Origin of the sequence: Micromonospora sp. NPDC047527, assembly GCF_040643015.1 — a bacterium.
Taxonomy (GTDB): domain Bacteria; phylum Actinomycetota; class Actinomycetes; order Mycobacteriales; family Micromonosporaceae; genus Micromonospora.
This window is the reverse complement of sequence record NZ_JBEYTK010000014.1, coordinates 51,861-63,072: the sequence shown is the minus strand read 5'-3', so window position 1 is coordinate 63,072 and position 11,212 is coordinate 51,861. Positions and strand designations below refer to the sequence as shown.

General features: G+C 74.0%; 10 protein-coding genes. 7 read left to right on the top strand and 3 right to left on the bottom strand.

What is annotated here, in order from left to right:
• Positions 1-981, bottom strand: a 981-nt coding sequence (locus ABZ808_RS30445; protein ID WP_357012848.1) for a hypothetical protein, incomplete at its 3' end; no start/stop codon positions are given.
• On the opposite strand from ABZ808_RS30445, the gene ABZ808_RS30440 reads away from it, so the two are divergent.
• Both ABZ808_RS30440 and ABZ808_RS30435 read left to right on the top strand, forming a co-directional pair.
• A complete protein-coding gene (locus ABZ808_RS30440) occupies positions 970-1,956 on the top strand; it encodes a Replicase polyprotein 1ab (protein WP_357012851.1) in 987 nt (328 codons plus the stop codon). The genes ABZ808_RS30445 and ABZ808_RS30440 overlap by 12 nt on opposite strands.
• On the top strand, positions 1,953-2,978 hold the full coding sequence (locus tag ABZ808_RS30435) for an HAD-IIA family hydrolase (protein WP_357012847.1): 1,026 nt from the start codon (positions 1,953-1,955) through the stop codon (positions 2,976-2,978). The genes ABZ808_RS30440 and ABZ808_RS30435 overlap by 4 nt, the downstream gene beginning before the upstream one ends.
• 12 nt (positions 2,979-2,990) lie before the next feature.
• Here the strand turns inward: ABZ808_RS30435 and ABZ808_RS30430 are convergent, their stop codons facing one another.
• Positions 2,991-3,329, bottom strand: coding sequence for an SCP2 sterol-binding domain-containing protein (locus ABZ808_RS30430; protein WP_357012846.1), 339 nt, complete (start codon positions 3,327-3,329; stop codon positions 2,991-2,993).
• A 111-nt stretch (positions 3,330-3,440) separates the two neighbouring features.
• Here ABZ808_RS30430 and ABZ808_RS30425 point away from each other — a divergent pair, with 111 nt between their 5' ends.
• The 5 genes from ABZ808_RS30425 (at position 3,441) to ABZ808_RS30405 (ending at position 10,115) form a co-directional block, all read left to right on the top strand.
• Positions 3,441-4,055: a hypothetical protein gene (locus ABZ808_RS30425; RefSeq protein WP_357012845.1), complete on the top strand. Its 615-nt coding sequence runs from the start codon at positions 3,441-3,443 to the stop codon at positions 4,053-4,055.
• Positions 4,052-4,354 carry a hypothetical protein gene (locus ABZ808_RS30420; protein ID WP_357012844.1) on the top strand — a complete coding sequence of 101 codons (303 nt, stop codon included), beginning with the start codon at positions 4,052-4,054 and terminating at the stop codon, positions 4,352-4,354. The genes ABZ808_RS30425 and ABZ808_RS30420 overlap by 4 nt, the downstream gene beginning before the upstream one ends.
• Before the next feature lie 37 nt (positions 4,355-4,391).
• The gene (locus ABZ808_RS30415) at positions 4,392-5,252 is read left to right on the top strand and encodes a TlyA family RNA methyltransferase (RefSeq protein ID WP_357012843.1); all 861 of its coding nucleotides are present in this window, start codon (positions 4,392-4,394) and stop codon (positions 5,250-5,252) included.
• 100 nt (positions 5,253-5,352) lie between these two features.
• The gene (locus ABZ808_RS30410; RefSeq protein WP_357012850.1) at positions 5,353-6,237 is read left to right on the top strand and encodes an NAD kinase; all 885 of its coding nucleotides are present in this window, start codon (positions 5,353-5,355) and stop codon (positions 6,235-6,237) included.
• Positions 6,238-6,395: 158 nt separating this feature from the next.
• On the top strand, positions 6,396-10,115 hold the full coding sequence (locus tag ABZ808_RS30405; protein WP_357012842.1) for a S8 family serine peptidase: 3,720 nt from the start codon (positions 6,396-6,398) through the stop codon (positions 10,113-10,115).
• A 49-nt stretch (positions 10,116-10,164) separates the two neighbouring features.
• Here ABZ808_RS30405 and ABZ808_RS30400 read toward each other — a convergent pair whose 3' ends face one another.
• The gene (locus tag ABZ808_RS30400; RefSeq protein WP_357012841.1) at positions 10,165-11,184 is read right to left on the bottom strand and encodes a helix-turn-helix domain-containing protein; all 1,020 of its coding nucleotides are present in this window, start codon (positions 11,182-11,184) and stop codon (positions 10,165-10,167) included.
• Positions 11,185-11,212 lie beyond the last annotated feature (28 nt).

Sequence of the window (11,212 nt, the reverse complement as noted above, 5' to 3'; positions counted from 1 at the left end):
CGTGAGGGTGGTTACCAGGGTGGCGGTGACCGTGGTCGTTCCGGTCCGTCTCGCGAGGGTGGCTTCCGTGGCGGCGACCGCGAGGGCGGCTTCCGTGGCGGCGACCGCCGTGAGGGTGGCTACCAGGGCGGCTCCCGGCCTGGTGCACCGCGTGAGGGTGGCTTCCGTGGCGGCGACCGCGACGGCGGCTTCCGCGGTGGCGACCGTCGTGAAGGTGGTTTCCGTGGTGGCGACCGTGATGGTTCGCGCTCGGGTGCTCCGCGTGAGGGTGGCTTCCGTGGTGGTGACCGTCGTGAGGGTGGTTACCAGGGCGGGGGCGACCGTGGTCGTTCCGCTCCGTCTCGCGAGGGCGGTTTCCGCGGCGGCGACCGCGACGGCTCCCGTGCTCCGCGTGAGGGCGGCTTCCGTGGTGGCGACCGCGAGGGCGGTTTCCGCGGCGGCGACCGTGAGGGCGGCTTCCGTGGTGGTGACCGCCGTGAGGGTGGTTACCAAGCTGGCGGTGACCGTGGTCGTTCCGGTCCGCCCCGCGAGGGCGGCTTCCGGGGTGGCGATCGCGAGGGTGGCTTCCGTGGTGGCGACCGTGATGGTTCGCGCTCGGGTGCTCCCCGTGAGGGTGGCTTCCGTGGCGGCGACCGTCGCGAGGGCGGCTACCAGGGCGGGGGCGACCGTGGTCGTTCCGGCCCGCCCCGCGAGGGCGGCTTCCGTGGCGGCGACCGCGACGGCGGCTTCCGAGGCGGTGACCGCCGTGAGGGTGGTTTCCGTAGCGGGGATCGCGACGGCGGGTTCCGCGCCGACGACCGGCCGCGTCGCGAGGGCGACTTCCGCCGCGACGACCGTGGCGCGGGCTCCGAGTCGCCCGAGGGCGGCCGCAGTTCGGCCCCGACGTTGCCGGATGACATCGTCGCCACGGACCTCGACAAGGACGTACGCGCTGAGCTGCTCTCGTTGAACAAGCCGGTCGCCGAGACGGTGGCCCGGCACCTGGTCGCCACTGGCCAGCTGATCGACGAGGACCCGGCCGAGGCGCTGGCGCACGCGCTGGCCGCCCGCCGGCTCGCGTCGCGCATCTCCGCCGTCCGTGAGGCGGTCGGCTTGGCCGCGTACCACGCGGGGGAGTGGCAGACGGCGATCGCCGAGCTGCGCACGTACCACCGGATGAGTGGATTGCAGAGCCACCTGGCGGTGCTCGCGGACTGTGAGCGCGCTCTGGGTCGTCCGGAGCGGGCCATCGACCTGTTCCGTGGCGCCGACCGGGAGAAGCTGGACCAGGCCGTCGCGATCGAGCTGCTGATCGTCGCCGCCGGTGCCCGGGGCGACCTCGGGCAGAAGGACGCCGCGGTGGCGATGCTCCAGGTCCCGGACCTCACCAGTGAGGCGACGGTGCCGTGGACGGCCCGGCTGCGTTACGCGTACGCCGACGCGCTGCTCGCGGTGGGCCGGCGTGAGGAGGCCCGCGAGTGGTTCTCCCGCGCCGCCGACGTGGACACCGAGGGCGAGACCGACGCCGCGGAGCGGCTGCTGGAACTCGACGGCGTGGTCATCGAGGGCGACGACGAGGACGAGACGGTCGAGGAGACGGTCGCCGGTCCGGGTGCCCCCGGCGCCGTGCCGACCCAGCCCGACACCGAGCTGATCGACGACGACGACGACGACGAAGACGACGACGACGACGACGAAGACGACGACGACGACGACGACGAAGACGACGACGACGAAGACGACGACGACGAAGACGACGACGACGAAGACGACGACGACGAAGACGACGACGACGAAGACGACGACGAAGACGACGAAGACGACGACGAAGACGACGAAGACGACGAAGACGACGAAGACGAAGACGACGAGCCGGCTGCTGAGGATCGGACTCCGGCAGCTACCGAGGGCGACGCGGTGAACGGCGACGTGGCCGCCCCGGCCCGGAGCGACGAGTCGGAGTCGACGCAGCGGTGAGTACGGACGCCGGGGAGCGGCTGGTCGACGGGTACACCCTGGTCGTTTTCGACCTGGATGGGGTGATCTACCTGATCGACCGGCCGATCCCCGGCGCGGTCGACGCGGTGGCCCGCCTGCACGCCGAGGGGCGGGCGGTGGCGTACGCCACCAACAACGCCTCCCGGCGGTCCAGCGACGTCGCCGACCTGCTGACCGGGATGGGCGTGCCGGCCCGGCCGGAGGAGGTGCTCACCTCCGCTGCCGCCGCCGCCGAGTTGCTGCGCGACCGGCTGCCCGCCGGCGCGCCCGTGCTGGTGGTCGGCGCGGAGGCGCTGCGCGCCGAGCTGCGCGCGGTCGGGCTGACCCCGGTCAGCCGTGCTGACGAGAAGCCGGCCGCGGTGGTGCAGGGCTACGGCCCGCAGGTCGGCTGGGCCGAGCTGGCCGAGGCGTCGGTCGCGGTGCGGGAGGGCGCCATCTGGGTCGCCACCAACACCGACCGGACCCTGCCCAGCGCACGCGGACCGCTGCCGGGCAACGGCTCGCTGGTCGCCGTGCTGCGTACCGCGTTGGATCGGGACCCCGACCTGGTGGTCGGCAAGCCGGAGTCGGCGCTGTTCGAGACCGCCGCCCGGCGCAGTGACGGCGGGCGGACCCTGGTCGTGGGGGACCGGCTGGACACCGACATCGAGGGTGCCCGTCGCGCCGGGCTGGACAGCCTGCTCGTGCTCACCGGCGTCAGCGGCGTACCCGAGCTGCTGGCCGCCGAGCCGCAGCGGCGCCCGACGTACGTCGCGCGGGACCTGGCGGGGCTCTTCGACCCGGCCGCCGCCGTGCGCGTCCCGGGCACGACGGACGCCGGCGGTTGGTCTGTGACGGACCACGACGGGACGGTGGAGCTGACCGGTTCGGGCCGGCCGCTGGACGCGCTGGCCGCGCTCTGCGCGGCGGCCTGGTCGGCCCCGGCGCTGCCGAAGATCCGCGCCGGGGGGCCGGACGCGGCCCACGCGTTGGAGAGCTTCGGGCTGCCCACCGGCGACTGATGGGGGCGCTCGTCAGAGCAGTTTGCGCAGTTTCATGAGATCGAACGGATTGGCCTTGATCGACACCCGGCGGGAGGTGACCGCCTTGGTGACGTCCAGGTCACCACGGACCAGGGCGAGAAGGTCGTCGCTGGACGTGCTCAGCGCGATCTTGGCCTTCGGGTCGTCGCCATCGGCCAGCTCGACCAGCCGACCGCCGCTGATGCGCCCGTGAAACGCCGTTTCCAGGTCGGTGATCCGGCAGGCCAGCGTCCGCTCCAGGTCGACTTTCTCGCGCACCGTCTCGGCATTGCGGTCGAGGCGGGTGGCCAGGTCCTGCAACGCCTGCCGGCACTCGTCAACGCTGGCCACATCTCCCCCTCGCCGATCACCATGCCGTCCCCGGCACCGTACCGCACGGGACAGTCCGGGGTGCCCGGTAGCGTGACACCTGCACACCCCGCCCGATGGAAGGACTCAGGCATGCAGGACGCGTGGCGCGCCTACCTCGAACTGGCCATGGGCCTGGCGGAGGCGCCCCGGAAGAAAGCCCAGGACGCGGCGCGTCGCCTCGTCGGCTCCGGCGGCGCGACCGCCGCCCAACTGCAGGCACTCGGCGAGGAGTTGGTCACCACCGGCGCGGCCAACCGGGAGGCGCTGACCAAGCTGGTCCGCTTCGAGGTCGACCGGGCCCTCGGCGCGGTCGGTCTGGCCACCGCCGACGAGGTGGCCGAGCTGACCCGACGGGTCCGCGACCTGGAACGGCAACTGCGCGAGGCACGAGCCACCGAGCCGGCCACGGGATCCGCCAGCGGGTCCGCTGCTCCCGCCGGCCCCACGCCGCAGCCCGACCCGACCCTCGCCGCGCAGCCCGGCACCGGCCTGGTGCCCTCGGACGGCCCGGCGGGCGCCCCGGTCTCCGCGCCGGTGGCCAAGAAGGCCGTGGCCAAGAAGGCGGTCGCGAAGAAGGCCGTCGCCAAGAAGGCCGTCATGAAGAAGCCGCCGGCGACGATCAGCACCACCGACGACACTCCGACCCCAGCGGTCATGCCGGCCAAGAAGGCGGTCCGCAGGCGGCGTCCGGCCGGTGACTCGTGAGCGATGGCGCCCGCCCCGGGCATCCGCCCGGCATCCGCCCGGGACCGCCGACCGCCGCCCGGCCCGGCCCGCCACCCGGCGGGTCGTACGCCACCCGCCCGGCCCCACCGGTGAGCGCCCGCCCCGGCCCGCCGGATTTCGGGGAGGCCGGGGACGACTCGGCGCGGCACCCGGCGGTGGACGCCGCCGTACGGGCCATGGCCAACGCGGCGACGCTCGCCCCGGCCGACCAGATCGCGCAGTACGAGGCGGCCTACGAGACGCTGCGGGAAACCCTCGCCACCATCGACCAGACCTGAGCGGGACGACCAGGCCTGACAGACCGGAGAACCACCCATGGCACGTCGCAACCGGCTGGACGCCGAACTCGTCCGCCGCGGTCTGGCCCGCTCTCGCGAGCAGGCCGCCGCGTTGGTGGAGGCCGGCCGGGTCCAGTTGCGCGGGGTGCGGGCGCGCAAGGCCGCCGCGATGGTCGACCCGGCCGATCCCCTGCTGGTCACCGGGGCCGACCCGGCCGAGGAGTACGTCTCAAGGGGCGGCCACAAGTTGGCCGGCGCGCTGGCCGCGTTCGGCTCGGGTGGGCTGTGCGTGGCCGGGCGGCGCTGCCTGGACGCCGGCGCGTCGACCGGTGGCTTCACCGACGTGTTGTTGCGCGCCGACGCCGCCGAGGTGGTGGCCGTGGACGTCGGCTACGGGCAGCTCGCCTGGTCGCTGCGCACCGACGAGCGGGTCCGGGTTCTGGAACGCACCAACGTCCGTACCCTCGAACCGGAGGCGATCGGCGGGCAGGTCGACCTCACGGTGGCTGACCTGTCGTTCATCTCGTTGCGGCTGGTGCTGCCGGCGTTGGCCGGCTGCACCCGCGACGACGGTGACCTGGCGCTGATGGTGAAGCCGCAGTTCGAGGTCGGCAAGGAGCGGGTCGGCGCCGGCGGTGTGGTCCGCGATCCGGCGCTGCGCGCCGAGGCGGTGCTCGACGTGGCCGCCGCGGCGGCGCAGCTCGGCCTCGGCCTGGCCGATGTGGCGGCCAGCCCGCTGCCCGGGCCGAGCGGCAACGTGGAGTTCTTCGTATGGTTGCGCCGAGGCGCGCTATCGATCGACCCGCAGTGGGTGCGGGCCGTGGTGGCGGCCGGGCCGGACGGTCCGGCGACGGACGGCGACGTGCCGGACGTGCCGGCGGAGGAGGTCGCAGGGTGAACGCGTGGAGCGAGCGTCCCGCAACGGTGCGTGGGACGCGCCGCCGCGGTGGGGCGATGGCGGCGGCCTGCCGCCGGGTCGTGCACAGGTGGTCGGGCCGGTGAGCCGGACCGCGCTGCTGGTGACCCACACCGGTCGTCGGCGCAGCACCGAGCACGCCCGGTCGGTCGCGGCTGACCTGATCGCCGCCGGTTTCGAGGTGCGGGTGGTCGCCGAGGAGGCCGAGGATCTCGATCTGCCCGGCGTCCTCCCGGTCGTCGGCCCGGAGGCCGCCGAGGGCGCCGAGATCGTCTTCGCGCTCGGTGGGGACGGCACCTTCCTGCGCGCGGCCGAGCTGGCCCGGCCGGCGAAGGTGCCGCTGCTCGGCATCAACCTCGGCAAGGTCGGCTTCCTGGCCGAGGCGGAGATCAACGACCTGGACATCGCGGTACGCGACGTGGTCGAGCGCAACTACACCGTGCACGAGCGGCTCACGCTGGACGTCACCGCCGAGTTCGACGGCGGCCCGACCATCGAGTCCTGGGCGCTCAACGAGATCAGCGTCGAGAAGGGCGAGCGCGCCCAGATGCTCGAACTGCTCGTCGACGTGGACGGGCGACCGCTGTCGCGCTACGGCTGCGACGGCGTGGTCTGCGCGACCCCCACCGGCTCCACCGCGTACGCGTTCTCCGGCGGTGGGCCGGTGGTCTGGCCGGAGGTGGAGGCGCTGCTGCTGGTGCCGATCAGCGCGCACGCGCTGTTCAGCCGCCCGCTGGTCACCGCCCCCACGTCCACCTTCGTCATCACCGTCGACCCGTTCACCACCCTCGCGGTGCTCTGCTGCGACGGCAGGCGGGTCTACGACCTGCCGCCCGGCGCCCGGGTGACGGTGCGTCGGGGCGCCCTGCCGGTGCGTATCGTGCGGCTGCGCGCCCGCCCGTTCACCGACCGGCTGGTCGCCAAGTTCGGGCTGCCGGTGCACGGGTGGCGCGGCAGCCGCCAGTGACCGTGGGGCACACCGTCGGTGCACGGCGGTTGTCCACCTGGCGACATGTCGCCGCTGCGGCGGCCGACGGCTAGTGACCTGGTGCTGCGTCGCGCCGCAGACTCCGATCGGTCCTCATCTACGGATGGCGGGCCTACCGGAGTGAAGGAGCGCATCGCATGCACTGGTCCCCCCGCTGGCTCACCGTCGGCGTGCTCGGCGCGCTGGTGGTCGGCCTCGCCGCACCGGCTTCCGCCGAGCCGCCCGGCCCGCCCACCGGCCCGAGCCTGGGCGGCCCCGCCCCGGGCGCCGAGCCCGTCCGTATCACCCTCATCACCGGTGACCAGGTGGAGCTGGCGCCCGCGGCCCCGGGTCGGGTCGCCGCCACCGTCCGCCCCGGCCCCGGGCGCGAGCGGATCATCTTCCAGACCCTTGAGGTCGACGGCGGGCTGCGGGTGCTGCCCAGCGACGTCCTGCCGTACGTCTCCAGCGGGGTCCTCGACGCGAACCTCTTCGACGTGCAGGAGTTGGCCGCCGACGGTTACGGCGACGCCGCGCAGGGCTTCCTGCCGCTGATCGTGCGCTACCAGGAGCCTGCCGCCGGCCGGGTCCGGCCGCTCGCCGGCACCACCGGGGCCCGACCGTTGGAGAGCATCAACGGCGCGGCGCTGCGGGTGGGCAAGGGCGACCTCGGCGGCCTGTGGACGACGTTGCGGGGAGCGCCGGCGCAGCGCGGCACCGGCGGCGCGCCGACGCGTCTCGGTGCCGGCGTCGCCCGGGTCTGGCTGGACGGGCGGGTCCGTCCCGCGCTGGAGCACAGCGTGCCGCAGATCGGCGCGCCGGCGGCCTGGGCGGCCGGCCGGGACGGTGCCGGCGTGAAGGTGGCGGTGCTCGACACCGGCGTCGACAGCAGCCACCCCGACCTGGCCGATCGGATCGTCGAGGCGCGGGACTTCTCCGGCAGCGGCAGCGCCCGCGACGGCCACGGTCACGGCACCCACGTGGCGGCCACCATCGCCGGCAGCGGCGCGGCGTCCGACGGGCTGCGCAAGGGCGTGGCGCCCGGCGCGCGACTGCTGGTCGGCAAGGTGCTCGACGACGGCGGCTCCGGCAGTTCCTCGGCCATCATCGAGGGCATGGAGTGGGCAGCCCGCTCCGGCGCGAAGGTCGTCAGTATGAGCCTCGGCGGAGAACCCACCGACGGCACCGACCCGATGAGCCTCGCCGTCAACGACCTGACCGCCGAGACGGGTGCGCTCTTCGTGATCGCCGCCGGCAACGCGGGCGAGCCGCGTACCGTCGGCTCGCCCGGCGCGGCCACGGCGGCGCTCACAGTGGGCGCTGTCGACCGCAACGACAACCTGGCGACGTTCTCCAGCCGTGGCCCACGCCTGGGCGACAACGGCCTCAAGCCCGAGATCACCGCGCCGGGCGTCGGCATCGTCGCCGCGCGGGCCGCCGGCACCACGATGGGTACGCCGGTGGGCGACGCGTACACGACAGCGTCCGGCACCTCGATGGCCACGCCGCACGTGTCCGGCGCGGCGGCGATCCTCGCCCAGGAACACCCCGACTGGCCCGCCGCGAAGCTCAAGGACGCGCTGGTCAGCACCACGAAGGCCAACCCGGCGCTCACCGTCTTCGAGCAGGGCGGCGGTCGCGTCGACGTGCCCCGGGCGCTCCAGCAGCAGGTGTACGCCTCGGCCACCGCCGACTTCGGCCGGGTCAGCACCGGCGGTGCGGCGGTCGAGCGGACCGTGACGTACACAAACGGCACGAAGGCCGCGCAGACCCTGCGGCTGGCGTTGGACCTGCGCAACGTCGACACCGGCGTGGCCGAGACCGACGGTGTCTCCGTCGCCGGTGAGGTGACAGTGCCGGCGGGTGCCAGCGCGGCGGTGCCGCTGCGCGCCGACCCGGCGAAGCTGGCCCGTGGGCCGCACGGTGGCTGGCTGGTGGCGACCGGCGCGAACGGCGTCGCCGTGCGTACCCCGGTCGGGCTCACCGTCAGCGGCCCGCTGCACGAGGTCACGGTGAAGGTGCTGGGCCGGGACGGTCAGTTGACGCTGTCGCCGGGGTTGACGCTCTTCGGTGAGCAGCCCGAGTCGGACTACTGGGGTTGGTGGCCGGGCGAGGGCACCCTGCGGGTCGAGGAGGGCACGTACCTGCTGACCGCGATGGTCGAGCACGGCGCCCCACTGGACGAGCAGTTGACGGAGGTCATCGAGCCGGAGTTGACAGTCGACCGGGACCTGACGGTGGTGCTCGACGCGCGCAAGGGCACGCCGGTACGCATCGAGACGCCGAAGCCCAGCGAGCAGCGGGCCACTCTCAGCTACTACGTGCACCGGGTGCTGGGCAACGGCCGGCAGATCGACCACGGTGTGATGGCTTTCAGCGCGGTGCAGCAGGTGAACGTCAATCCGACCCGGCGGGTACGTCAGGGCGAGTTCGAGTTCGCCTCGCGCTGGCAGCTCGTCGCGCCGATGGTGGACGCGAAGATCAGCGGGGTGTCCGGTCCGTCGGACATCAACCTCATGGGCACCTCGCCGGCGCCGACGGGCCGGCGCAAGCTGCCGCTGGTCTGGGCCGGCACCGGCAGCCCGGCTGAGCTGACCCGGGTTCGGGGAGCCGCCGCGCTGCTGACAAGCGACCCGGACCGCTCCGAGGAGGAGCAGGTCGCCGCGGCCGCGGGGGCCGGCGCCGCAGCGGTGCTGATCGTCCGGCCTGCCGACTTCAGCGCGTGGACGGTGTGGCGACCCGACGGGGACCGCCTCGCGATCCCGTCGATGGTGGTGGCGTACGACGACGGGCAGCGGCTGATCGCGGCGGCCCGCAAGGGCCGGACGACGCTGGACCTGACGTTGACAGTGGACAGCCCCTACCTCTACGACGTGTGGCAGGTGTCGAAGGACCGGGTGCCGGAGCGGGTCGTGCACACGGTGACGGCGAAGAACACCGCCGAGGTGACAGCGAGCTACGGCGACATGGGCGCGGGCTGGGCCACCGAGCAGCGGTTCGGCTGGCGTCCCTGGCAGGAGTTCTCGTGGAACGACGACCAGCGCCTGGTCCGCAACGGCACCACCCGCCAGGAGTTCGTCAGCTCGGGGGACAGCTGGTGGCAGCACCGGGTGCTGCACAAGTCGATGTTCATGCAGTGGGGGCAGCTGATCGGCGGTCTGACCCAGGAACCCCGGCGGTACGCCGCCGACGACCGGGAGGTCGAGACCTGGCACGCGCCGGTGGTCCGTCCGGCCGTACCGGCCAGCGGGGCGAAGGTGCCCAGCCGCACCGGTGACAACCTCGACCTGCGGGTGCCCGAGTTCGTCGACGCGGCCGGCCACGTCAGCGCGGGCGGCGCCAGCGAGGAGTCGGACACGGTCCAGGTCCGGGTCAGTCGCGACGGGCGGCAGATCGCCGACCTCTCCGACGGTTGGGCGTCGGTGCCCACCACCGCCGGGTCGGCCCGCTACCGCCTGGAGATGACCACCCGGCGGTCCTCGCCCGCGTGGCGTTACGCGACCCGCACCGAAACGGCCTGGCAGTTCAGCTCCGCCCGGCCGGCCGGTGACGCCACCAAGCCGCTGTCGCTGCTGCAGGTGGACTACGAGGTGCCGGCTGACCTGCTCGGCACGGTACGCGGCAACAAGCCGCACCAGCTGGGCCTGACGCTGCGCCAGCCGGCCGGTGTTGCCGCGCCGAGCGGCACCAGCGTGACGGTGCAGGTCTCCTTCGACGGCGGCGCCACCTGGCGCACCGTGGCGACCAAGGGGTCGGGCACCCGGTACACGGCAACTGTGCCGGCCGGGCGCGGAACTGTGTCGCTGCGGGTGCACGCCGCCGACCGGGCCGGCAACACCGTCGACCAGACAGTGCTCGAGGCGTACGGGCTGCGTTGATCCTGGACAGGGGCGGGACGGCCAGGTGCCGTCCCGCCCCTGTGCGCGTTCAGAGCCAGCCGCGCCGGGCGACCTGGAAGGCCAACCCGGGTCGCGTGTCCACGCCGGCGGCGGCCATCAGGTCGGCGATCCTGCGCTGCACGGTCCGCCGGCTCACCCCGAGTTGGGAGGCGATGGACTTGTCCGGTACGCCGGCCACGAAGAGCGACAGCAGCCGTGCCTCGTCGGCGTCCGGCTGGTAGCTGTCCGCGTGCCGGCCGTCGGCGTCGGCCCGCCGGCCGTCGGTGGCCGCAACGCCGAGCGGGTCGTCCAGCCGCAGCCGGGTGGCCACCCGCCAGTGGCTCTCGAAGAGGGCGAGCAACGCGTCGAGCAGTTGACTGCGGCCGATCACCGCGGCGCTCGGCTCGCCGCCGTCGCGGTCGGGCACCAGTGGGCAGATCGCGGTGCGGGCGTCCACGATGGCCAGCCGGACGGGCAGGCGGTCGAGGACCCGGGCCTGCTCGCCGGCGGCGACCCCCTTGGCCAGGTCGGCCAGCGCGCCCGGTTCCAGCAGCAGATCCCGCTCGTAGATGGCCCGGTAGCTGACCCCGCGGGCCAGCGCGTCGAACTCCTCGACGTTCTCCGGCCCGGCCATGGCGAGGGGGTTCGCCCGGCAGAACCAGAGCACCTCGGTACGCGCCGAGTTCTGGAGGTCACGCAGCCGGTCCCGCAGCACCCGGGTGCCGCTGATCACCTCGACCAGGTGGTCGACGTGGTGGCGGCGCAGCCCGGAGCGGTACTCCTCGGCCAGTTGGGTGACCCGCCGCCGGGCGGACTCCAGGTCCTCCTGGCGGCGCAGCAGCGTCGCGCCGAGGGCGACGTCCGGGGCGGTCGGGCGCAGCGGGGCGTCCGGGTCGCTGTCGGTGGGCTGCACGAGACCCTTGGCCCGCAACGTCTCGACCTGCTCGAGCACCTGTGCCCGCGGCCGTCGCAGCTGGTCGGCCAGCTCGTCGACGCGGGCCGTGGTGAGCTGGAGCAGGCAGCGGTAGAGCTCCTCCTCGGCCGAGGTCAGGCCAATCACGTCCAACACGGGGCAAGACTGTACGTCGCCTGCGTGT

Excerpts from the sequence above, each read along its gene's own strand:
- ABZ808_RS30405 (WP_357012842.1), top strand. The coding sequence starts at position 6,396 with ATGCACTGGTCCCCCCGCTGGCTCACCGTCGGCGTGCTCGGCGCGCTG.
- ABZ808_RS30425 (WP_357012845.1), top strand. The coding sequence starts at position 3,441 with ATGCAGGACGCGTGGCGCGCCTACCTCGAACTGGCCATGGGCCTGGCG.
- ABZ808_RS30415 (WP_357012843.1), top strand. The coding sequence starts at position 4,392 with ATGGCACGTCGCAACCGGCTGGACGCCGAACTCGTCCGCCGCGGTCTG.